Below are 24,124 nucleotides of genomic sequence, written 5' to 3'. Positions count from 1 at the left end.
CATGGCTAGTAGTTCGCCAACCCAAAATTGCTGGGTGGAGGTCGGCAGAGGAGCAAGGGAGCAGGGGAGCAGAGGAGAGATTTGTACAAGTTCTTTCCCCCTTGCCCCTCCGCACCTCTGCCCCTCTGCCCCTCTGCTTGCCACCACGCAAAGTTACCTTGGCAGACTACTAGACAATGCCATCCAAGGACTTGGGCGCTCACACAGAACCAACCAAGCATCAGCACCCGTGTTCAGACCTGTTACCACTAACGTCATCGGTGAACGCCGCTTTATCTCAACCATCGCTCGAAGGCTGGATAGCTTGGGCGCTCTTACTCGTGGTCAACGGCAGACGGGTGGCAATGGGATATTTGAGGCTAAGGATAACCTTGAATCTCAGTATGCAGAGTATGCCTTGTACGAACTGTTCAAGCAAATATTTCAAGGTCGATTTTACGAAGTGTCTTTGGGGAAATTCGAGCAAATGACGGGTTTATCGCTGACTTCCCACGAAGGCGGGATGAAGATCGACTTGCCCCCATTGCGGCAATTCCTTAATCGCCTGCTGGCTTTACGCATCGATATGCAAAACATCATTTTCGAGCGTTTTGAGTTGTTGCTAAATCAACAGATTGAAGCAGCGATCGCGGCAGGAATTTATGAGGTGGGAGTGGAAACACTTCGAGCAGAACGATTTAATATCGAAAGCTGTGAATCAGTTTATACTCATACTCAAACTGGTAGCGTGACCAACTACTTGAAGATTGAGCGCGTTCAGAAGAACAACATCAGAACAGCTATTGAGATGCTTGAGTTTGCCAGTATGTACCAGGGGAAATTGATGGTTAACACCAAGTCTGGTCATGCTGCTGTGTCAATTCCGACACATAGTATCTACGATGCTGATGGTGGTGTTGTACCAAGAGTGTTACTCGTCCGTCCCCAAAAAGAAACCCGTATACCAGTCAAGGATTTAGAATCTTCCACTTGGAAAGCGGTTTGTGTCGATGCGTTCGTCGCAGGGTGGTCTACTGAAGTAGACGCACTGCCCAAGTTCACTACCGATTACCTGCATTTGGTAACTGGTATTCTCCTACCCATCTGGAAAATACTACCACAGCACAATAGCCGAGTATTCCGGTTGCAAACCAGCGATGGACAAAAGATTCTCGGTCGGGTGGTGAATGCTCATGACATTCAAACCGTGCGCGAACAACTCGGACTAAGAAACCAGCTGCTTTCTCCAGAAGAACTTGTGAAGCTGGTACTGAACCAGAGATATACACAACAGTTGCCGGGTGGCGTAACCTTGCGGCGGTCTTTCGTTGCTAATGAACCTCGCATAGAACTGGTTAATGCTATCTCACTGGCAGAGCGACTCTTAGCTGTGGGTTGCTTCACCGAGATCATCAACTGGCAAAAGCGGGTATTCATTCCGGTTTCAGACAAAGCCCCAGCTATTCTAGCGGCTGTGATTGAAATCTTGGGATAATTCCCAACCTCAAAGACCCAGATTAAATGTCTGGGTCTTTTTTACTTTCAGAAAAATTAATAAGCTAATCGGTATTAAAGTTTTACCCATTCACATGTCGTAAAAATCAGCTAGATGTATAGCTTAGGGATTAGGTAGTAACATAAGTTCAGTTGCTGCAAAATTCCCCGATTTCACCAGCTTTGCTTTTTGGGCTTTGGGGAAAAAATGTCAGATGTTTTTTACCCCAAAAGATGATGTTTACGCATTTCGATGCTAAATTCACGCGCATAGATGAGATAGTTCCTAATATATATAAGCTTTCGATCTCAAATAACAAGAAGTTTGTTTTCAGTCAATTTCTGCTCGTTGATGAGCGCCCGATGCTGATTCATACAGGTCGCTCAAATTGGTTCGAGCAAACTTATCAGCTAGTAGAGTCTGTCTGCGATCCTTCAAAACTTGATTACATAGGTTTTTGTCACCTTGAAGCTGATGAGTGCGGAGCGCTTAATCAGTGGCTTGAAGTAGCGCCGCAAGCGAAAACAATTGTGAGTCCTCTGAATCAATCAAACATGGATGACTTTGCACTGCGACCAACAACGGCTCTTAAGAATAACTCTGTTCTTTCCCTTGGTAGAAGAGATATCATCCTGATTGAAACTCCTCATTTTCCTCATGGATGGGAGGGTTGTGTATTTTATCAGCCGCAAGAGGAGATCCTTTTCTGTTCCGATCTCGCGGCTCATCCGGGTCAGTTCGATGAGCCTGTTACCGAGAAGGATCTTACAGAATCCATCATTAAGTTTCAGCAAAAAGTCGGGTTTATGTCTGAAGGGAAAAGTTTCACTCGAGGAATTGAGGCAATACAAAAGCTACCGATTAAGTACCTTGCAACAATGCATGGTTCTATTATTCACGGGGAGTCCATCCCAAAGCTTCTTTCTATAATGTTGGAAACCTTTGGCTGTTAAGTATTTCTGTTTTTACCGAAACATAATACATGCCTCAGTCGTCAGAAAACAGACATGATTTTTGTACGAGTGGCGGATAGCGTAGCGTAAAGCCGAATCGCACGCTTGTTAAGCTGAAGAGTATGCAGGGTAAGGATTGCAGAGGGGAATTTCTAAATATCCGTTCGTAATAGTAATAGATAGATAGTAATAGTACTGGAAGCCAATTGATTATAGTACATAAATACTAGTTCGTACATCTGAAATTAGTGTAATGAGGAAGCACAAAATACATCAGATCCTAAGATCCCAATACTTGTCGGGTTTTGGGGAAAAGGGGAAGGTGGGGTCCCCTCTGGGGATAAGGGGCGGGGGAAATGGGAAAGAAAAAACCTTTAACCTAAACCCAGTAACCTTTTCCCAAAACCCAATGCCGAGTTAAAAATGCTTTACCCGAGCAGTATTGCCTACACACGAACTTCCCTTTTTTTGAGTTGGTTAACTCTCAATACTTTTCGGGTTTTGGGGGAAAGGGGAAGGGGAAAAGGAGAAAGAAAAACCTTTAACCCAAACCCAGTAACCTTTTCCCAAAACCCAATTCCAAGTTAAAAATGCACAAAGCGAACAGTATTGGGTTAACTCTAGAGATTCTTGATCAAGTTTTACCTCAAAGGGTTCATAGAAGTAACCCAAGGGTTGTGAAAAAACCTGTATCAAAATTTCGATCAAAAAAAGTAAAACACAGAGGTACTGGGACAATAACAAAGCCTCACGTCTTCCTTATTCTAAGCACTGTATAGCCTTAACTGAACCGTATTGAGTGCAATCTACCATGCAAGCGCTCTGCGAGGGATTGATGAAATTCTTGTGGAGAAAGCAATCATGGCTAAGAAAGACTTCACACCCGCCCAAGCCGTTGAGTTGTACATCGGCAACTATCGGTTTGATGCTATTAGGATTGTTGAAACGAAAGAGTACGGATGTCTCAAAATCACATACTTCAGACAATAGGTATAAATAAAAACTGGTTGACCACGTTACAGTTTAGCCTACCCCGTGTTTACAAAACCCTTATAGAGCATGGGTTAAATCAGGTTACACTTTCTGCGGAATATACGGTTAAAACGACAGTAACACGTGCTATAACGTGGTCACTAAGAGATGCCAGAATAATTTGGCGTTACTTTGACACAAAAGGAAATGCACAAGCTCGGAGGTTAATTGATGCCTTATCTGAAGATTCACTCATCAGCAGATTCGAGCAAGTTTGGGGAGAGTCGCGGACAATTGAGCAACGGCGCATAGACGATTCTCGCATCCTTGATACGCCTCGCCCTTGGACGAAACTTTTCGAGACTGAATTTGAGGAGAATCTAGCACGGATAAGCAAGCTCCATAAAAGGCATATACAAAATGGCAAATACTATTGGGAGTTTGTCTACAACTGGATGACTCCCGAAGAAAAAGCCAAGCTCGATATCGTTAATCCAATTTTGCCTAACGGGAGGAGGAAGTACAAAATACACCAAATGCTGTCGAAAGAAACAAAGGAGAGGTTATCTCCTCACGTTATATCAGTCCTAGTTCTGATGAAGTCGGCTAACTCGGTGGCAGAACTGAGGCGGCTGGTGCAGCGGCAGTACGGAATAGATCAGCCTAATCTGTTTGATGGTTGGAATGTGGAATAGTTAGTGTGAATTTGCGGTAAGCTGACAATACCTTACCGCAACCAAGTTGCACAATAATGTGATTGAAGCATCTGTATCCGGCTATGTTCAGAAGACATCTATGTTAATAGTGGGTTTGTCACAGTGCGTTGCAATTGCTCAATACTGCTTGAGTTTATTGCTCTTGTCTTACTACTAAGTCCACTTCTGTTTTCAATTTTTGACAATCGTTTCAAGCTGACTAAGCAGATTTTCTAGCTGTTGAGTTTTTTTCGGATCACTCCAAAGCATCTTGTTTTTCTTTGCCACCTCAATCGTGTTAGTTAAGCGTTGTTTCAGGCTTACAGGTTCGGACTCGGACAGTGCTTTTTTACTACCATTCAATGCTTTAACTCGTTGCTTGATTTCAGAAAGGCTAAGGGAATTATTGATAGCTTCTTCTAAAACTTTTTGCCTGCTATCTTTGTCTTTGACACTAGCAATCAAAATTCCTTTAGTGTAATGAATTTTACCTTGACGAATAGCATTCAATATCTCTACTGGTTTTTTAAATAAGGGAAGTCTAGTTGCAACGAATGATTGCCAAGTAATTCGCCCGAATGAATTAAATACCTGTTGAACAAGTTCAGCTTCTTGACTAACCAAAACGTTTTGGTTAACAGTATTTTTTGTGGCGTTGTTCATTCGATAAAGAAAACTAACAACTTGCTCAGTTTCGTAGCCCAGTTGAATTTCAAGCACTCGCAAAGTGTTGTCTAATTCCTCTAAAGCACTAAAGTCACGGCGATTTGTATTTTCTGATATCGCAGCATAAAAAGCGGTTCGATCATCCCAATCAAAAACCTTGACTGGTATATCTTCCAATTTTAGTATCTCTGCTGCTTTTAATCGCCGAAGTCCTGCAACCAACTCATATTTTTCAGATTGAGTGGGATGGGGACGTACCCACAGAGGAGAACGAATTCCATTGGGTTGAATATCATTTAGCGCCCATTGTTGTAGCTCTTCTAAATCATAGTAATGCCGAACTGGCTTGCCATCTGGAATAAATGTGAATGTACAAACAATTGCGTTGTGCGGAATGATTTGTTCTTGAGCTACTTCCGCTATTTGTACAATTTCCTGAGTAGTGGCTTGTCCAAAGACAAAGTTCAGTTCTTCATTGTTAGCAATATTATCCTTGAGTTTTCGTCGAGTCATGATTCTGATTCAAATAACTTCAAAGCTTCTGTTAGGATTTTGACGTAAGCACTTGCCGCCGCTTTAGGAGCTTCTCCCTTCATACGAAATACTGTACTACCTTGTCCAGGTGCATCCTTGATACACTGACGGTCAGGAAGGGTAGTATTAAGCAAAGGTATAATACCGCTTTGCAAAGCTTCTCTAGCTTCTCGTAATAAAATAGTGTTGTCTTTTACTGCATTTAGATAAAGCGCTGCTATCGGCAGCCCTCCTCGAATTTCCTTTGCTTGACGCACAAATTGTACAATTTTACCTGTACTTGCTAAATCGATCATGGAGTCCCTGCAAGGAATAAGTACTAGATTAGAACGGATCAAAATTGCTTTTGTCACCTCACTTGCATTTCCTGGTCCATCAACAATTACAACATCATAAGACTCTGCTAACTTTGGAAGTTCGTCAAATAAAACCTCTGGATCACCAATGACCTTACAAGGCAAGTTCAGATCCTTCAACCAACTTGATGAGCTTTCCTGCCCATCTGCATCAACTAAGATAGTAGAATGCCCCATCTGGGTAAACCAATCAACAGCATGAACTGCTCCTGTTGATTTCCCTGCTCCACCTTTCTGGTTAGCAAATGCCAAAATTTTAGGAAGCTTTTCAGATTTGGTCGTAGTCTTCGTAGGCTTGGATTTTACCATAGGAGCAATTCTCACTTTGCAACAATTGTATTAGTCTTCATAGAATTATCATTTCTAAGATAATTTTCAAGTATTCTTTTAGAACAGATTCAGCAGAGTATCTATTATCAAATAAGTCAATTAACCCAAATATATGGCTTGATGTTATCACTGATTCAAAATAAAGAATAAAAATAAAGTTAACCAAAACGTTTTGGTTAGATAAAACGAATATAAGTAACCCCCCTGACAGAAAGACTAATGAAATCTACCGAGCGTCCATCTAAAACACCAGAGAAACAAGAGCCAAAACTCAACGGTCAAATTTCCAAATTTAGCCCTATCCCAGCTGATGACAAGTTGCCGGAAGAACTCACAACTGACCAACAGCCTGGCCATCCCCCTGTCGAGGAAAAACCCCTAGAGCCGCCAAAAGTTAAGCCGCAGGTGACTGGCAAGCGCAACAAGAAAAAAATAGATTCACCACCAGCAACCAAACCTTATATACCCTTCCAAGACCGGAACGAAGAACCAGAATTACCACCAGAACCCTGTCAGCACATGCAATTCCTGGATTGCAACTCGGAGGTAGGGCGTGTGATATTCGAGTGCTATCATTGCCAGCAGGGGATAATCAGCGAGTACACCGGAGAACCCGTAATGGGCGAGTACAAAGGACGACCTTCAGTAATTTTCACAAAAGTAAAATGCCCCAACTGTGAGCAAACAGCGATTAGACTGCAAGCAAGGGAAGTACTTTCGACTACGGCGATACCTTCACCTTGGCAGCAATGATGGCACACTCCCTCTTCAAGAGTCATTGGTGAAAGATATTTACAACTGATAATGCAAAAGCTGAGATTTTTACCCTCAATAATAACTGCACTAACGGCACTGACATTAACTAGTTGCAGTACTACTACTGCTGAACAGTATGAAGCTACAGCACTCACCAGTTACATCTGGCTTGTTTTGTATGCCAATGATCTAACTAGTCAACCACAGCCACGCATTGAAACCTTTGCTAATACTTCAATGTTGAATAGGAATGGATTGAAACCGGCAGGAGCAGTTGTTGGCCCAGACGACCGTGGGCTATGGTGGCCTACTTTACCTCCGCGGCCAAGTGTTGATGAAGTTGAACAACGTAAAAAATCTCAAGAAGAGGCAGGCAAACCTGAATTGATCAAAGATGTTCAGTACAAACTGACCTACGGAGTGGGTAATTTACAGAAGACACTACCTACTAATTATGATGTTTATCGGCAAGTAGTAAAAGCTTACCCCCAAAGAACCCCTTTGGAATTGACTTTGGGTGTGAATGATAATTCAGTTGAGAAAGCTGAACCTGTCAGCAAGTAGTGACCCACTCGTTACGTATTCAGCAAGAAGTTAGAGTGAAAGACTGAATTGCTTTTCAACAATCTTATTGACAGCAAAGTATAAATCAAAGAGTTAACAACGATCTAATTTAATTTTTGCTCCGTTGATAAAAGATATTTCAAAAATTCTTCTTGGGGGCTATATGGGGGCTATATATACCCCAACAATAGTTCAATACTTTGGTAAGATTTTGACCCCTATATAGGGCACATATAGGTGCTAAATGGGGTACATTTGACTGGTTAGCATTTTGTACCCCATTTAGCCCCCAAGGGGTTATGATAAGCTCTTGAGTCTGGATCAAAAAGGGGGAGTTATTTTATTTTTCTCTCCCTTGCCCCCTCAAATTATCTGAACAGATAATTTTCACAAATTAAAGTGTATTACTTGGAGCCTATGTCAAACATTCACACCTTACAAAAAATTTTTCCTGCGGGTTTTGATAACGGTTATGGAAGTCTCAAACTTTTAGTCGAAGGGTTTGAAGTAGTTCGTGTCCCCAGCTATATAACCAATGCAGAAATGGAAGATGTGCCAGGGCGCGTAGTTTTTAACGGTACTGCTTATACAGTTGGAGAGTCTGCTTACCGGACAGGAAATTATTTTGACCGCAACACAGACAATAATGAAAATAAAGTCAACAATGCATTATTAACTTTATTGGGTGCACTGGCACATCTCCCACACCGTAAGGCTTGGCACTTAAAATTAGTAGTTAGCTTACATGACGTTGGTCTGGCTGAAGAATTGCAAAAAGTACTCAATGGAGAATATCAGCCAATACTTGCTGGCAAACAATCAGACGTGAAGATCGAAGTGCTGAAAGTTGTACTAGAAGGGATGGGTGCATTGTTTGGGCATCCACTACCGAAAAAATTAACCATTTTAGACTTTGGCAATGGAACAACCCTGTATTCTCGTTACAACCGGGGTCAGCGAGAAGTTCACACTGCCTACCCCATCGGTGTAGAAGTTCTCATCGATGATATCTCTCAAAAAATGAAACATTTAAATGGTGGAAAAATCGGAGATCCTTCCATTATCCGATTTTGTTTAGAAATGGGGCATACCAGGTACAGCCGTGACATTGATATTAAAGATATATACAGCGCTTGCTTGAAAGATTGGTATGAAAAATACTTGAAGAAAGTGGTGAATCTGACACTTGATGCCAAGCACCAGGGGGATGAAATCTGGGCGATTGGTGGAGGTTGCCTTTTACCCGGATTTAAGAAGCTGTTGGAGAAAAACGGCTTCAAAATCCTGGACAATCCGGTAGAAGCCAATGTCTTTGGGCTTTTAGAGATGGCAAAGACCATTTCTGCCAAGAATCCAGCATCTACATCTATTAAGTGATCGCAATGGCAGACAAACTTGACTTAACCCCAGAAAAAGTTCGGATCAAAGATAGCTACCGAGAGCGGATATTTGCCGAATCACAGCAACTAGGCAAGAGTTACCTAGAGACGCTCTACTTTATCATTGATTGCTATTTTGCTTTCAGGAAGGGTGCATTTCCCACACAACAAGTAGCTTTCACGCCAATTAATACTGAAGATAACAAATTTCCCTCAAGGAGTTCAACTCAAATTACAGAGGAGGAAGAAGAGGATTCTGATGGAGAAACATTCAGCCTTGACTTTGATTTGTAACCGTCAAAGGAAGTTGGCAACGGTAAAGAAGGGGAATTAGCCTTCAGGGTGGTAAGTGGAATGGCACGCTTGTTAAGCGTAAATCCCTGGTATTCCTGGATGAAAGGGTGTAGGGAAGCAAGAATATGTTGTTCTATTTGATACACTAAAACTCAATTTTCCTAACACACGAAGCTGCAACCCTACCCTCTACACCCTTCTTAGTGTGGGGAATTAAGAAGATGTTGAACTCCTTGCCGCACTCGCATTCTATTGTCTGGAACACAAGAAGCTGCAACCCACCCCCAACAAGATAGTCAGCAAGCAGGTTTCACATAAATCTAGCGTGCCATTCCATCAGTGAGAGCTAATTCATCAGCGATCGCACTTTGCACTGACCAAGCTAACAGCAGTACGGAGATTGCCGAATTTGTAATAATTAGAATATCAATGTTATTGATAAACATACAGGTATTATGAGTCTAAATTGTTAATTAATTCTTCTATTACTAAATTTTTTGTATCTTCAGGTAGATAATCAAAGATTTTTTTCAAAAATTCTGGAGACGCATTTTGAGCAAACCAGTCTTCACTAGGATTCTCTTGAATATTCAAAAAATACTTTAAACGTTCTTCTATAGCTTCTCTATCTGCTTTATCCAATTGTCCAATTCTCTCTAACCAATTGGCTGATGAGCCTTTAAAGCAATTAGCATCAACAGTACATATTTGATGAACTAAAGCGTATGAACTTTTATCAAGACCATTTCTACTTGTAGAGTTAATTGGATATGTGGTTGGTAAACCGTTAAATGTCCCTTGTGAAGTCAGGGGAATAACGGAAAACGTTGCTATATATCCAGATTTATCTTGAAATTCATCACTTGTCCAGATGATATAAGGATGTGTCCCTCTGAAAACCCTACTTGAATTAATATTCTCAGTGCAAGTTTGACATTCTACTTCACCTGGTTCATCTAAATTATAAATATGGACATGACCCAGTTTGCAACGAAGAGATACCCTATAGGGATTTATGGAATAGATCCAACCTTGTCTAGGTCTTTGTCCAGCCACTTTACAATCCTAATTCACTGACTAATTTTTCTCTTTCTGCTTGTAAGTTAAGTCTAGCTTTTTCTTCTGGTCTATGGGTATTTTTTGCTTCCAGCATTGGAGCAGTGTTATATACATACTCTAGTAACTGATTCAGTTTATCTGAGCCAGCCCACTCTCTCCGAATATTATCCAGTACAAACTTAATACTGAGAGGTATGTCCAAATCATCTGCCTGAGCAGCTTGATTCACAGGTCTAATATATGTTGCATTATACTGAGACTCTTGAATAATCTCTTTCCCATTCATTTCATTTAAAGCAGCATCTATACCCTCATTCCAAGGGCCAAATTGATAATAACACCAATCTAGATCAGTCAGCTGCTTTCCTGTCCACTTAACAGAGTAAAGATCAGCTAAATACAAAAACTTGATCAGTTGTGTTTTTGTAATATACCCTTTTGTCGCGTAGACAAAATATTTTATTAGTTTATCCAACATGACCTTTCTCTCTGTTTACTGCCACAAAATAATCTAATTAATGAACAAATATAAATGTATATAAAGATTCATAATCCTTTTTATTTAATAAAATATAAAGATTTTATAGAATATTTCTATCGCTTAATTATAGTTGCTTTTTTTGCAATCTTTAACACTTTTTGGCTTGCTCATCGTAGACTACAGTATATTTGTACTAATATAATAGTACACGATTAATGTAACCGACACAATCTTTGACTAAAATCTCATGTGTTGTAAGTCTCTCATAGACTTGTCGCATCTCGCTGAATAACCCTTCGTCACTTTACCATTTCCGTGAACGATACAAAGCACCTTTGACACCAAGCATCCACCCACAATGCTGGAACTTTGAACCTTGCTGCACGGTTGCGGTACTCTGAAAGTAAGCTTAATTTGTGGCGAACCTCTTTCAGAGGAGCTAACGCTAACGCATTTTTATAAGAGTTATCAAACACTTTTTTCCCATTTGCTGTGGTTTTCTTGTAGAAGCCACAAGCGATTGCCGTAAGCTGATTGTTTCAGCAGGGACTAGGAAAACGAATTCATGGAACGATCGCTTGAACCTGTAAAGCTTGAATTGGATGCATCTTTGGCTTTGATATGAATAATTCAGGCAGAAGGTAGAAGCTCAATTACAGGGGATTCTGACAATAACAGTAATTGTAGACCGTTAAATCTACGATTTAGCAGGGAGCTTAAACCCAATTTAGCAAGGCAAAAAGGCAAAATTTAAAACTTATTCTTTCCTCCAGCAAGAATTACCCTCTGCCTTCTGCCTTGCCGGAGGCAGATAAATCTATCTTTGTAAGTCTACTTGTTGTGTTTGAGATTTAGCTAATATTTTATCAATTTGAGTATTAGCATCCTCAAAAGTTTGCAATATCTGTGGAGTTAGTTTATTCGTCTGTACCCTCCCAGATTGCAAGTTTAAAATTACCTCTCCATCTTTCTGCGAAATAGTTAAATCCCTCTGCTGGGTATTGAAAGCCAAGTCATAAATTTTCCCTTGGACTTTAGTACCATTTTCATCAGATTTACCCCAGGTCATGCCAATCCTTTGAGCAATTTGAGTGAGCCGACTGATGGCTTCAAGTTCAAATTTATCTTTATTCATTACTGTCAACGCTTGGGCTGATAATTGCTCACCAGCTTTAAACCCATTTGCCACTTCTACAATGCGTTTTTTGTAATCTTCCGGCTTCCCTAACTTATCTGCGGCATTGTACCAATTTCTCAAGTCATCAATAGTGACTGTCGGGAGCTTCTCTACACTTAGAGGTTCGGTTTTCACACCATTACTAATGTCTGGTGTAGAAGGAGTAGTGGAGAGTAATAGAGTTGATTGGTTAGGTGGGGATTGTGCTGTTTGTTCTGGTGGTTTCAAAAACTGCGGTCGTGTGGCGAGGGAATTAACCCTTTGTTGATACTCACTATCCGTTTCAATCACAGCCCCAAATTTCTTGGACATGCTCTCTAAAGTTTTGGCAGGGATGGAGCTATCAACCAAGTTAAATACGGCTAGACCTTTTTTAGTTTCCCTGATAACACCTTCTGTTGGGGCAAGCGAGAATTTAACATTTTGAGCAGTTAACCATTTTGTCACAGTCTCAGCTTTCTGGTTGTCAACAGCCAAGCCCATGATTCCAAGTTTTCTGTTTGATTCTGTCGAAAATAAGAAAGTAGGGCGCTCTTTAATATGATGTAGAATATTCGCACTACTCTCAATCATCTCTTGTTGTTCAGAATTAACCGATTGAGTTCCAAAAGCCTGAAATTCCTTCGTCCACCTCTGGGGATATTCAACGGTATTAGGGTCTATTTGAGCGCAAATAACAGAAAAATTACTTTCAACGATTGCAGGCGCAAGTGTAAGTTTTCCGGTTTTGAGGAATCCAAGTTGTCTGAGCGCGTCTTTGTCTTTTTTGAAGTGCAATACCCCCAAGGGTTCACCATTCAAAAATACAGCATCCCTAGTTTTAGAAGCTGAGGTTTCGATAGTCAGTTTTCGGTAATCTTGATCATTGAATGTCTGACCAGAAAAATCATAAAAGTTAATTTTATTAATTTTGAGGAGATTCCCATTGGGAGACTCACCCAGCACAAAAGCTTGATCTCCAGTTTCAGAAATTGACTTGAGCTTTAATTTTAGAGGATTACCATTTTTGAGATAATTAATTTCATTTAACTGTTGGCCAGAATCACTGTCTAACTCACCCAGGGTTTTGCCATCAAGTTTGATTTTTACTGTTTTATCAGGAATCAGCACAGTGCCAAATTCTAAGTTGACCGGTTCGGCGTTAAAAACAAGTCCTGCATAAGAGAAGTTCTTGAGTTCACGGATAGTAATTTCAACCGGCTCGTTTCCTGGCAGTCCAATAGTTGCTTTGGCAGTGGCAGGTTCCACGCCAATGAAATTAGCTTGCGCCTTTGTGCCAATTGGTAATATTCCAGTCCTGGTTTCAAGCATAGCGAATTCCTTATATTCGCTGTCAGTATCCTGGACAAATATTAGTCTGGAAACGTGGCGTTCATGCCCCGGTGGGTGGTGACTAGCTCTGATTTCTATCAGGTGCTTTTCGTCTGGGTTCCACTTTCTACCCAAAAATTGATTTGCCTCATTCAAAAGTGTGACTAACTTCGGTTCGGTAAATTGCAGTTGCTCCAGGCTGGAGATAATTTCATTGGGGAAAGCAGCAAAGGCGAAGTTAGATACTTTTTTAGCGATCGCTTGGGGGTTTGCGTTTTCTTTTCTTGCAACTTCAAGTTCATCCTGGCGGGATGCACAGATGTTCCAAGCGGCGGCGGATAGAGCAAGTTTTTCTGACTCTGGGATAGAAGCGTAAAATGCGAGAGCCGCTTCTTGTGACTTGTCGAAAAGTAATTTAGTTTGGCTTCTAGTAAGTTCTGGTTTTAGTTCTAGGAGTTTAGCTCCCTGCATGGTCATCCCCGCCTTGAGGTTGTGGTCAGTCACAGATTGTTGGCTAACTGTCCCCAGGTTGCGGTAGGCGGGTTTCCCATCATTTCCTATCTCACCATTAATTTGTGCAACTGCTAATAAACGATGGGGGCGTTCTTTAGTTCGCCATTTCTCTGGAATTTCATCTAGGCGAATGTTCAACGTCTGAGCTTTCCAAATCAGAGGATGTCCGTAACGGGTGAGATTGCCAATTTCGAGTTGCATCCCTTGTGGAGTTTGGATGCTTGCTGATGGGCCCTTCTCGGTTTCTCTGAGTCGCTCCATACGAACCGCAGTGTTGAATTTCTGATCAAACTCGTACTTGGCGGCGATCGCTGCAAATTTTTGCTGTGGTGTAAATTCTACCCCTTTGAACAAGTCTTTAAACTGGACTATGGGGCGCGATTCTAACTGTGATTCTTGGAAATATTTATTGGTTTGGCTAATCAATAATTCTACTGGTGAGTAGCCCTTTGGTGTTATCCCCGTGTTTAAATAAACTGAACGCGACTTTTTATCTTTAATATAATTAACATCACGATATAAGTAGCGACTATTTTCCCTGATTTTATCCATCTCAGGTTTTTTAGCACTTTTGAATAAATCAACCGCTATTTGGTTTTGATAACATCCCTCACCAATCATTTCTCGGTACATTAGGCGATTAACATCCATCGCCTGCTGAATAATATCTGGCGTTCTGTTAGGATTCTCTGCTAGACCTACAACAGATTGCATGAAAGGCTTGTACTCTGCTCTAATTGGTTTAGGCTTCTCGCCATGTTCCTGTTCAAATAAAGTTTGATAATGGCTAGATATTTGCTCTAAATATTCTGATTTTTGTTTTAAAGTACCATAAGTGTTTAATACCTCAATTTCTGATTCTAATGCTTCCAGTGCTGTCACTTGATTGTTGATTATGCCCACGCTGATGCTATCACTCATGTGGATAGCGATTTTTTCAAATGGGGGCTGGGTTCCATCGGTGGGATCATAAAATGATTGTTTTTTGAGCTTAACCGTGGGCGAATAGGCGTTTTTGGGAAGATTTCTTTGCTCTGCCTCTGCTGTCAGGTTAGGATATAAGCTAGCTCTTGCTATACCTATGCAGTCACCATCGTAGTCTCGTGCTTGGCGTTCTGATTCGGTTTCGGTTGGATCTATAAAATCAACATTGATTCCTTGTGCTTCTAACTCTGTAATTCTGGCTTGTATGCGCTTGTGGTCTTCGTCATTGACTACAATTATGCCTTCTAAGGGTTCACCATCTGGCCCTAGCTGATCCTCAACATATTTATTATTAGAAACACACAAACCATTAGAGTTGAGAAAAGGAGAACGGAAGTTAAGAATTTTTTCTTGCTCATCAAGCCAAGAGACACAAATTTCACCATTTTTGAGTTCTTTGGAGGGAATAATCATCCCTCGGTCAAAAGTAAGCGTTTTCCCAACAGCAATATCTCGCCACTCACTTTGTACAAACCGACTTAATTCCTGCTTTACCTTCTCAGTTTCTAATAACTGCTGATGCCCAACTAAATCGGCTTTAATGAGTTTGTACATGAACAAGTCATCCTTGGCATGGTCATCATCTAACTCCTGATCTGCATCTAAGTCATCATTTGTCCCTAAGTTTTTTACATCTGCTTCTTGATTAATAATGTCTGATGTTTTTAATTTATTTTGGCTCAATGATTCTTTACGTTTTTCGTATCTTTCACAATAGTAAGCAGCAACAAGTCTTGGATCATCTTGAATAGAGGTTAATCTTTGAGCTTGTACCTCTAGTGACTCAATAAAATCTTTAAGCCCGTGAGGGAAAGATGCCAAGAGTTGAGAGATAGACATTTGACCTTGTTGGGATTGCCCTTTTTCAGCTAACCAAATATTTTGCTGATATAATCCTGGCTTAATCTGCGGTTTAGTGGGCCCTTTGGGTCTATCTTTGTCTGTTCCCTTAAAACTGCTTACGGGGAGAATTATGTCTATTTTTGGTTTGTTATTTGGATCTGCATATTTGATTTCGTCTAGCCTGTATGGTCGCAATGTTCCTTTGCCAAAACGGTATTTAGTAGTATCCTCTCCAACTCCATCCACCCAACCAAATCGATGCTGAATTACACGATAGCTTTTATCTGCTTGGGATTCTCTTAAGGTTACTTTGTCATAAAGTTGTGTTGAAATCTGCCCATAACAGTCACCAACTAATTTATATGCCAAATCATTCGATAATATCCCTCCATTTTCACCAGCATTTTCATTAGAATCATCTACTACCAGAATGCTTAAATTTTCGTGAATCGCATTTTTACAAGCCCCAAGGAAGATTGAACCATAAGCTCCACGGTCTTTACTATCTGGACAAATTTTTTGAATCATTTCTAAGCATTCTTTTTCTCCATAAAGTAAGCGAGTCTTAGAAGATAGCAATAAAATCTGTCCATCTGGATGATTCTTTAATTCTTCGGCGGTGCTGTATTCATCTGAGTGTCCAAACGAGAATTCTTTACCAGGAAAGTAAAATTCTAATAAGGTATTACTGAGCTTTTCAGTTAAAATTGATTGAGAGCTAGTTTTGTTATCGTCTGTATAGATCCACTGATTTAAACGAGGATCAAAATGTTTCAATTCCAGAGTCATAAATGCTAAGTAAATTGATGAAATTTAATCAATTTCTGAGGAGATTTATATGTCAAGAATTAAGCGTTGGATAAATATGCACAAGAAAGAGTTCCATCCAGATGGCAGCTTGAAAAATGAAGCTCGACAAGAAATGTTATCTGTGGGAATGAGTAACGAGGCAATTGATGATTATGCCTCTAGGCTAAAAGCAAGATACGACGAGTGGAAGCACTTGGACGAGACTGATCCAGAGCCGTGGCCAATTTACACAGCCTACGATTTCTTCAGCGAACAAGAAAAAAAGGAGTTTAACCCAGATGGTTCTCTCAAATCTGAATATGTAGAATACGCTCAGAAAATTGGTATCAGTGAAAGTGCCCTCGAACAGCTTGAGTGGCGTAAGAAAATCGAGGTTGATGATTACAACAAAGTGTCTGCTAAATACGCAGAAAAGGGTATTAATTTTGGTGCATGGCAGATGAGAGGAAGGATTGAAGATAGCAGAACATACGTCCAACGCCGGATTCAGATGGAACAAGACCTGCGGAACTTTGAGGATGCTGACAGCTTACCTTTCGATAAGGACACCTCCTATTAAAGTCGGTGAGGTTAGGCTGTAAAGAAAGTTTTTATCCATCAAATACAGTGATTTTATCTGGATATGTGAAAAAAAGCGATACCTACGGCGGTTACGCATCGTTAAGTAAAGCAGCGATCGCAGTTTCATAAATTGCGATCGCCTGTTGATAAGTTTCTAACGTCTTTTGCTCCTGCATAAAACTAATCCGCTACTAGATATTAAGGTTTACTTGTCACATAGCTCTTTGATAAAAGCATCAATCGCTTTCGCTGCTGAGGACTATCTAGACTTTCTGGAATGCAACTCAGAGCAATACAAAACATACTTGAAAACCTGACTACAAATACAGATCTCCAATAGCTTCAAAAGCTTGTAGGGAATGACTTATACCTGACTAAAAAAATTGCTTAGAGGAGAATTAACAGTATTTTCTCTTCTAATAAATTAATTATCTGCGCCGTTTAGGTTTACTCTTATTGCGCTCATACTCAGCAATAATATCCTTGGTCTGTTGTGGAAGAATCACACTTTTATTGTTAAATCGCATTTGATATACCAGATAACAGGGACTTTTGCGATCAGGACAGGAAAGATTTGTTGGCAGATTAATGATTGTTACTCCTGCAAAAGTCGCAGAAGCTAACATGGCAGAGCCAAAAAAGAAAATACCAGAGCGGCCAGAACCGACCCAACCACCGAGCCAAAAAACAAGTCCTTTGAACTGTTCAAAGCGTTTTTGACGAAGTTTTTGACGTTCTAGTTGTGCTTCGTTCCATGCCTGTATTTTTTCCAGCTTGTGGGCAGCTAATTTATTGGCTTTAGCATCGGAGGCTTTTTCGACTTGAATATCAATAGTGCGTTCTTTGGCTGCAATTTCTTGTTTTAATCGGTATTCGTTCCATTCTCTAATGCGTTGGGCGACAGCATCGGCGTGGGCGAAGAAGATGGTAAGGGTGTCGTCTCCCAAGTCACTCCAGATAACTGTGCCCTCTGCTGCTTTTTTTCGGCGATTCTCGCCATGATTCTTTCTTCTAATTGAGCGAAGAGGTTATTTTCAGAATCGCTCTGTTGTAATTTCAGTGCAACATTTTTAAGGTAAAGTGATTGAACTAACTCTGGGGCTTCTTCAGCCTGAGCAGCAGTAATTTTATCAATCAAGCTAGATAAATCTTCTCTTGCCGCTACAGCTTTTTCACTAACATTCTCAATCACTGCATCTAATTTTAATTGTTGAGAATTTTCGCTTTTACCTAGAGTTGTTAAGCTGGCTGCAACTTCTTCAAAGGATTTGTTTTGCTCTTTTATTGATTTGTAGGTTTCAAGAAAGCGTTCGCACTCATCTGGGCTATACTCATCTTGCTCAGATAGTCCGCAGACTTGGAGAATTATTAAAGCCTGAGAAAGTGCGATTTTATAGCCTCTTTCACGAGCAATAACTAGTAATTCAGTAATATCTAATGGTAATTGGGCTTTTTTTCCTTGTTTTTTCCCTCCATTCTTCGTTGACGACGAGGAATTGCCCTGAGTTTCTGACAGTGCATTGTCAACAATTGGAGATAATAGAGCCATTACTTCCTCATCATTTCTACCCTGCTCAATTAAGGTGCGACATTCACGAAACCTGTCTGCATCATTCTCGGTATATGACTCTTTTTCAGGTATCCCACTCAAGCGTAAAGTCCGGCTAATTTCTGATGGTGAAAGGTCGTTAAAAAGTTCTTGTGGTTGATACATAATCATGCACTCCTAGTTAAAAAGCTTGAAACGACATATTTGCGTTCACTGAAAAAGATGCTCAGAAAGGAGCAATGCGTCAAATCAATTCAAAAAATGGTCAGTCCTAAAAAGGATTTAACCAGTCAGTTCCCGACTCCGATTCTTCTGGTACAGGAGTTCTGGCTATTTGTAATGGTTCTTTGACTGAAGTCCTGGATATTGGTAATGGTGATGATTGTATTAGTTGTAGTGGCTGTGATTGATTAGAGGCTACTGCAATCATCGGCGTTCCTTGAGACGGGATTTCTCCCAGCAGTCCCATCAAATATGAAGAGTGGAGTTGAAGGCGGTAAAGACAAGCACGAATGTGTGGCTCTAAATTCACGGATTGATCCACAGCTTGATAAGCTAAAGGCAACCAATAACTGCTAATGGCAATCATCGCCATATCCCTAGCAGGATAAAGAGTATTCTTGGAATTTAGATACTTAATGACCACGGCTTCTTTACTATCAGCCTTAACTCTACTTCGTAAGCGAAACTCAACATCTGAAAGCATTTCATTATTCCTTTAATTAAGAAGCACGATGAGTTGAAATGGATGACGTAGCGTGTTGGTAACGAAACAATCCATATACATCAGTGAAACGCAAGCACAAAGCATCTTTTTTAATCGGCAGGTTAAAAGCTAAACGCACATCCTCAGATAATTCTGCTGCCCATGAAATGTCGGTATGAGTAAACAAATTTTTCAACTCCGAGCCTAAATATTCCGACGTTCCACCACCAATAATGACTTGCTCAATATGGGCAGGAATATTAATTTTGAGCCAAGTAGATACCTTTTCCCAGTATTCTTTACGAGATAAGTCAGCGACTTCAATAATTTGTGCTATCTCCTCAACCTTAAAATCAGACTTTTTGCTCCGAGCCAAAGGTTTGCAGTATCTCGGTTTCAATGTCGGGCCTGATAGATGAACAGCCTTTAACAGTTCGTGTAAGTTTTGCCCTGATGTTCGGCTTTTGATTCTCTCCAGCATCCACGCCAAGCCCAATCCTTCCGTCTTTCCAGTTGAGATACCCCGCTCAAAGATTACGGCTGATATATCCCGAAAACCCAGCATCACCACAGCAATGTTCATTTTATTGAAATCTGTGCCAAGTTTTTTACTTCGCGTCAATATCAGTCCCCCACCTTCGGGCAAGCACTGAAAGTTAATCAGATTTATACAAAATTGTTTCCCTCGAAAGCTAAAGCTAGACAGTGCCTTAGTTAAACCCCTCTCCAATCTTTCTCTATCTTCCCACTCCCCATAAGGCAATAGCAGTCCCAAGGATAAATCAAAGTTTGCCTTCAAAGAATCTCTAATCGCTATTGCCCCCACTGCTGCCAAAGTTTTTGGAATCGCGTTCTCATACTTGAGTTCTAAAAAATTGATTCGCGCTTCAAAATACTTTTGTGCCAAAAACCCAACCGCATAATATTCTTCGTTGTACTCTATCCACGCTTCATTCTCTGGATTGGGCCGATTCATTTGCCCAGACTCATATAAATCCAGCGAATCTTTGGAAATCTTAATTAACTCTGGTTCCATACACAGCAATTCTGACTTGTACGAAATCTCCGAGAGAACACGATAAACCATCTTCGTCATTGAAGTTCCCGGATCAAGACTCAACATTAAATCCACAAGAAAAATTCTCCCTGTTTTTGACCCTTTTTTTGTCTATCTAATTGATAATTACTCTCAATTTGAACCGCCCAAACCGTGATTTTTCCACATTTACGAAGAAAGATTACAGTTTTAGCAATACTCTTTGACTTTTCATAAATTCGTGCATCTGATAGAAAATCTCCACAAAATCTCTCAATTCCCAATTTTCACCAATTACATTCAACATCTCCCAATATCTAAACAATATCTCCCAAATCTCTAATTCATTTCTTACCTTTTCAACTATTCAACATCATCTAGTCACAAAATTCTCATTAGCTTAATATTTTCCAACAATTCCTAAGACTTCCCAAGACTTCCTAGCACTTCCTGATACTTCCCAATTTTCTCAAGGATTCTCCCAATTATCTAGTAATTAGCTTCAATAACCACAACCCCTGTAATCCACCTTTTTCTGACGCACAGTACGCCATATTTGGCGGAAAGAATGCTCGATTTTTTGCTATATTAAATGACAGGAGAGTTTGGGAAATAAAATTTTGTTTTGGTCAAAGTCTCACGAAAAAATTTTCATTCGTCATCAAGCACTACGAAGTTTGATGACGGGGATTGATTTTGACTTCAATACTTATTGCAAGGGTGATTATCTTGCAATAAGAGAAAATAATCAGAATTTCTTGACGAGAGTAGGCCGCACTAACAGATGGAATAGAACAAGGATTAACTTTTGTAAACCCCATAACAGAGGTGAGCCATGCTAACAGCGGCTAACGTCTCAAGTGAGATGGCGGTGAACTACTTCATCAAGAATTACTATCACCAAGGAAAGTCGCTTTGGAATGGTCAAGGTGCTAAAAAGTTGGGGTTGTCAGGGGCAGTCGATGACGAAGAAGCTTTTAAAAATATCATTGAGGGGCTTACGCCTGATGGTCGTGAGGTATTGAATGCCAGAGTAGTCAAAGAAAAGGGGAAAGGAGAACGCAGAGCTGCATTAGACTGTACATTTTCTGCGCCCAAAAGTGTAAGCTTGATGGCCTTGGTGGGCGGGGATACTCGTTTGATTGATGCTCACCATCAGGCGTTAAAAGAAGTCCTGCAACTGATAGAGCAGCGTTACGCCTATACCAGAGTGACAGACGATAACAAGAGACATAGGGTTAAGACTGGTAACTTGGTCGTCGCGCAGTTCGATCACATCGAAAGTCGGGATTTAGACCCACATCTGCACACCCATTGTTTGCTGATGAACATGACCCAAACTCCAGATGGTAGCTGGTTAAGTTTGGGTAATAACGAGATATTCGCCAATAAGAAATTCTTGGGGATGGCATACCAAAGCTCTCTGGCGCGTGAGGTGCAGAAGCTTGGCTACGAGATAGAGCTTCGTTTACATGGGCAGTTTGATATAAAAGGGTTTAAATTCGAGGATTTAGAGGCATTTTCTAAGCGGCGACAGCAAATCATCGCCTCATCTGGTGCTTTTTCCACTTGGGCCGAACGTGAAAAAATTTGGGATGATACCCGCCAGCGCAAGCAGAAACTACCAGAATCAGAATTGGTTGCATTGTGGAAGTCAGAAGCTGCGGCGTTAGGGATTAGGTTTGTCAAGCCAGGAGAACCAAGAAAAGAACAGGCTCCTCTTGTGGTTGAGCAAAAAAGTCTGATTGATGCCCTAGATGATGCGATCGCACATTGCAGTGAGAGAAATGTCGCTTTTAGACAAGAGGATTTAGAAAAATTCATCCTAGAAGAACGTTTAGCTACGGATGTAACAGCGATTGCACCCCTGATTAGAGAACATCAGGAGTTAATCGGTTTGCCAGGGTTGACTCACCAATTTACGACGATGACAGCGGTGAGGCGGGAATTGGCGACGATTGACTTGATGCAGCAAGGTCAATGTAAATTTTGCTCCATTTCTGACTCGGAAGTAGTCGAAAACCACTTAGAAAATACCTTACTAAATAGCGGACAGCGCCAAGCAGTAGAATTGGCTGCAACAACATCTGACCAGTTCATTGCATGGCAGGGGGTAGCTGGCGCTGGCAAGACTTTTGCCCTCAAAGAGTTGAAGGCGATCGCTTTTAATGCCGGATATACCATCAAAGGCTTTGCCCCCAGTTCCTCTGCTGCTAAGGTTTTGAGCGAAGAGTTAGAAATTCAGTCTCTTACTGTTGCTAGATTACTTGTGACTGAACCAAAAGAAATTGAACCAAATCAAATCTGGGTTGTGGATGAAGCGGGTTTACTCAGTGCAAAAGATGCTCATGCACTTTTACAAAGAGCAACCTTACTTCAAGCTAGGGTAATTTTAGTTGGTGACACTCGGCAGTTGTCAGCAGTAGAAGCCGGTAATCCCTTCAAATCGTTGCAACAGGCAGGAATTAAAACCGCACACCTCAATGAATCGTTGCGTCAGAAAAACCCGCAGCTAAAATTAGCAGTAGATTTGATTGCTGATGGCAGGATTGAAGCAGGATTTGAACGACTAGAAGCCAACGGTTCCATACTTCAAGTTGACAGTGAATCCAAAATAGAGCAGATCGCCAATGATTATATAGTAGGGACACCAGAGCAACGACTCAAAACTCTTGTGTTAGCTGGAACAAATACAGAAAGACTTGCCCTTACCCAAGCGATTCGAGACAAGCTCAAGGGTGAAGGGACTTTGGGAGAAACTGCAACCATCACCCAATTGCAAACCAAAAATCTGACAAAAGTACAGATGCGGTTTGCCCATAACTTTGAAATTGGTGATGTGATCATGCCCACACGGGATTACAAACGCCGGGGGCTGGATAAAGGCAAATTATATGAAGTGGTAGGTCGAACTACTGACAAGTTGACACTAAGAAGTGATGATGGACAGCATTTAGAAGTAGATACAGCATTTGACAAGGCAGTTTACCAGGGGAGCAATGCGATTTTGTGAGGTCGGCTAAAAAAGGTGCGATCGCTAAATTCTTGTCTCAGTGTTCATTATTTATTTATACAAGATAGGTGGCAATAATACATAAGAATTCCAGGTGAGTTTAAGCCACGACTTGCAAAACTCTCTTTTTTTGATCCCCAAAAAGTTAGGATTCCCTTGGAGCAATAATTTCGAGACAGGGATTATCTAATTTAATGGAAAAATATATATGTGCAACTCTAGATTTGAGTAAATCATTATCAAATTTTTCTTTGGAGATGACAAAATGTTTAGAGTTGACAAATATCACAGAATGGAATGGGAAAATTCTTAAAGAAAGAGAAGAAAAAATTAGAGAGATTGCACTTATTTTAGCTGGACAGTGTATTGCAATTTTGTTGTATAACCTCTCCCAATCTCAGTCAGCTAATCAAATAGCTATGATTCAAACAAAAAGCTGGTGGGATAATACTATGCAAAAACATGGTTATAGAAAACGCCAAATCTTAACAGTTGGAAACGTTCTATTTACTCTAAAATTACCATATATGGTAATAAAGAAGTCAACAAAGACCACAAATAAAATGTCTCTTCAGGGATTTTATCCCATGTTAAAGTGGTTGGGGATGTCAGAAGGATTAACCCCGTTAGTATGGTCAACAGTTGCTCAATACGGTGCAATTACTAGCTCATTTGAAGCCGCCTGCACAACTTTAACTGGTTGGGGAATTGATCTTAGTTTAAAACGAATTGAGCGTTTGACATATAAATTTGGTCAAACTGGCATCAACTTACGGCAATGTAAAATATTAAATCGGCAGATAGGCATTTTACCTGAAGGTAATATTCTTAAAGACCAAAGAGTTGTTATAGCTGTAGATGGTGGTCGGAGTCGAATCCGAATTAATAAAAAGGGAAGAAAAAATTCCAAAACCAAGCGACACGGGTTTATCGGCAAATGGGTTGAGCCAAAGTTATTCACAATTTATGTTGTTGATGAGCAAGGTAAAAAAATAAATAGTTCTGAAATTCCTATTACGAATGATGGCACTTATGAAGGATATAAAGCGCTTTTGGAGATTTTAGAAGCGGATTTAGTTGACTTGGGAATTAGTCAAGCAAAACAAGT

Annotated in this window: 20 protein-coding genes and 1 pseudogene; 11 read left to right on the top strand and 10 right to left on the bottom strand. The window is 40.6% G+C overall.

Annotation, left to right across the window (positions count from 1 at the left end; all coding sequences use genetic code 11):
* The first annotated feature begins 1 nt into the window (after window position 1).
* The 4 genes from ACEYW6_RS29835 (at window position 2) to ACEYW6_RS29820 (ending at window position 4,094) form a co-directional block, all read left to right on the top strand.
* The gene (locus ACEYW6_RS29835; RefSeq protein WP_412982612.1) at window positions 2-1,474 is read left to right on the top strand and encodes a strawberry notch C-terminal domain-containing protein; all 1,473 of its coding nucleotides are present in this window, start codon (window positions 2-4) and stop codon (window positions 1,472-1,474) included.
* Between the two features lie 152 nt (window positions 1,475-1,626).
* Complete coding sequence (locus tag ACEYW6_RS29830) at window positions 1,627-2,427, top strand: hypothetical protein (RefSeq protein ID WP_335029819.1); 801 nt, start codon at window positions 1,627-1,629, stop codon at window positions 2,425-2,427.
* An 861-nt stretch (window positions 2,428-3,288) separates the two neighbouring features.
* Entirely contained in the window at window positions 3,289-3,417 is a 129-nt protein-coding gene (locus ACEYW6_RS29825) for a hypothetical protein (protein ID WP_412982611.1), read from the top strand.
* Entirely contained in the window at window positions 3,387-4,094 is a 708-nt protein-coding gene (locus tag ACEYW6_RS29820) for a P63C domain-containing protein (RefSeq protein ID WP_412982610.1), read from the top strand. The genes ACEYW6_RS29825 and ACEYW6_RS29820 overlap by 31 nt, the downstream gene beginning before the upstream one ends.
* A gap of 192 nt (window positions 4,095-4,286) precedes the next feature.
* Here ACEYW6_RS29820 and ACEYW6_RS29815 read toward each other — a convergent pair whose 3' ends face one another.
* The gene (locus ACEYW6_RS29815) at window positions 4,287-5,273 is read right to left on the bottom strand and encodes a ParB/RepB/Spo0J family partition protein (protein WP_412982609.1); all 987 of its coding nucleotides are present in this window, start codon (window positions 5,271-5,273) and stop codon (window positions 4,287-4,289) included.
* On the bottom strand, window positions 5,270-5,959 hold the full coding sequence (locus ACEYW6_RS29810; protein WP_199339887.1) for a ParA family protein: 690 nt from the start codon (window positions 5,957-5,959) through the stop codon (window positions 5,270-5,272). Before ACEYW6_RS29810 ends, ACEYW6_RS29815 begins: the two co-directional genes overlap by 4 nt.
* A 240-nt stretch (window positions 5,960-6,199) precedes the next feature.
* Here ACEYW6_RS29810 and ACEYW6_RS29805 point away from each other — a divergent pair, with 240 nt between their 5' ends.
* From ACEYW6_RS29805 to ACEYW6_RS29790, 4 genes are all read left to right on the top strand, one after another.
* Window positions 6,200-6,733 carry a hypothetical protein gene (locus ACEYW6_RS29805; protein WP_412982608.1) on the top strand — a complete coding sequence of 178 codons (534 nt, stop codon included), beginning with the start codon at window positions 6,200-6,202 and terminating at the stop codon, window positions 6,731-6,733.
* A 51-nt stretch (window positions 6,734-6,784) separates the two neighbouring features.
* On the top strand, window positions 6,785-7,300 hold the full coding sequence (locus ACEYW6_RS29800; RefSeq protein ID WP_412982607.1) for a hypothetical protein: 516 nt from the start codon (window positions 6,785-6,787) through the stop codon (window positions 7,298-7,300).
* Between the two features lie 417 nt (window positions 7,301-7,717).
* Complete coding sequence (locus ACEYW6_RS29795; RefSeq protein WP_412982606.1) at window positions 7,718-8,677, top strand: ParM/StbA family protein; 960 nt, start codon at window positions 7,718-7,720, stop codon at window positions 8,675-8,677.
* Window positions 8,678-8,682: 5 nt separating this feature from the next.
* A complete protein-coding gene (locus ACEYW6_RS29790; protein WP_412982605.1) occupies window positions 8,683-8,973 on the top strand; it encodes a hypothetical protein in 291 nt (96 codons plus the stop codon).
* A gap of 320 nt (window positions 8,974-9,293) precedes the next feature.
* Here the strand turns inward: ACEYW6_RS29790 and ACEYW6_RS29785 are convergent, their stop codons facing one another.
* The 4 genes from ACEYW6_RS29785 to ACEYW6_RS29770 form a co-directional block, all read right to left on the bottom strand.
* A complete protein-coding gene (locus ACEYW6_RS29785) occupies window positions 9,294-9,419 on the bottom strand; it encodes a hypothetical protein (protein ID WP_412982604.1) in 126 nt (41 codons plus the stop codon).
* 7 nt (window positions 9,420-9,426) lie between these two features.
* Window positions 9,427-10,029 (bottom strand): type II toxin-antitoxin system PemK/MazF family toxin, encoded by a 603-nt coding sequence (locus ACEYW6_RS29780; RefSeq protein WP_412982603.1) that lies wholly within the window; start codon window positions 10,027-10,029, stop codon window positions 9,427-9,429.
* 1 nt (window position 10,030) lies between these two features.
* A complete protein-coding gene (locus tag ACEYW6_RS29775) occupies window positions 10,031-10,510 on the bottom strand; it encodes a type II toxin-antitoxin system antitoxin SocA domain-containing protein (RefSeq protein ID WP_412982602.1) in 480 nt (159 codons plus the stop codon).
* An 820-nt stretch (window positions 10,511-11,330) separates the two neighbouring features.
* Window positions 11,331-16,130 (bottom strand): hypothetical protein, encoded by a 4,800-nt coding sequence (locus ACEYW6_RS29770; protein WP_412982601.1) that lies wholly within the window; start codon window positions 16,128-16,130, stop codon window positions 11,331-11,333.
* 49 nt (window positions 16,131-16,179) lie between these two features.
* Here ACEYW6_RS29770 and ACEYW6_RS29765 point away from each other — a divergent pair, with 49 nt between their 5' ends.
* Window positions 16,180-16,710, top strand: a complete 531-nt coding sequence (locus tag ACEYW6_RS29765) for a hypothetical protein (RefSeq protein ID WP_412982600.1) — start codon at window positions 16,180-16,182, stop codon at window positions 16,708-16,710.
* A 430-nt stretch (window positions 16,711-17,140) separates the two neighbouring features.
* Here ACEYW6_RS29765 and ACEYW6_RS29760 read toward each other — a convergent pair whose 3' ends face one another.
* The 4 genes from ACEYW6_RS29760 to ACEYW6_RS29745 form a co-directional block, all read right to left on the bottom strand.
* Window positions 17,141-17,659: a hypothetical protein gene (locus ACEYW6_RS29760; protein ID WP_292789386.1), complete on the bottom strand. Its 519-nt coding sequence runs from the start codon at window positions 17,657-17,659 to the stop codon at window positions 17,141-17,143.
* Window positions 17,575-18,426 carry a hypothetical protein gene (locus tag ACEYW6_RS29755; protein ID WP_412982599.1) on the bottom strand — a complete coding sequence of 284 codons (852 nt, stop codon included), beginning with the start codon at window positions 18,424-18,426 and terminating at the stop codon, window positions 17,575-17,577. Before ACEYW6_RS29755 ends, ACEYW6_RS29760 begins: the two co-directional genes overlap by 85 nt.
* Before the next feature lie 106 nt (window positions 18,427-18,532).
* Complete coding sequence (locus tag ACEYW6_RS29750; RefSeq protein WP_412982598.1) at window positions 18,533-18,967, bottom strand: hypothetical protein; 435 nt, start codon at window positions 18,965-18,967, stop codon at window positions 18,533-18,535.
* 16 nt (window positions 18,968-18,983) lie between these two features.
* The gene (locus tag ACEYW6_RS29745) at window positions 18,984-20,090 is read right to left on the bottom strand and encodes a ParM/StbA family protein (protein ID WP_412982622.1); all 1,107 of its coding nucleotides are present in this window, start codon (window positions 20,088-20,090) and stop codon (window positions 18,984-18,986) included.
* 748 nt (window positions 20,091-20,838) lie between these two features.
* Between ACEYW6_RS29745 and mobF the strand changes: the two genes are divergently transcribed.
* On the top strand, window positions 20,839-23,016 hold the full coding sequence (mobF, locus tag ACEYW6_RS29740; protein ID WP_412982597.1) for a MobF family relaxase: 2,178 nt from the start codon (window positions 20,839-20,841) through the stop codon (window positions 23,014-23,016).
* 194 nt (window positions 23,017-23,210) lie between these two features.
* Window positions 23,211-24,124 (top strand): annotated as a pseudogene (locus ACEYW6_RS29735) (ISLre2 family transposase); the annotation flags it as partial.

This window comes from Nostoc sp. UIC 10607 (assembly GCF_047228265.1).
GTDB lineage: Bacteria > Cyanobacteriota > Cyanobacteriia > Cyanobacteriales > Nostocaceae > Nostoc > Nostoc foliaceum_A.
Note: the sequence above shows the minus strand (reverse complement) of the source record. Positions and strands in the feature narration are given on the sequence as shown.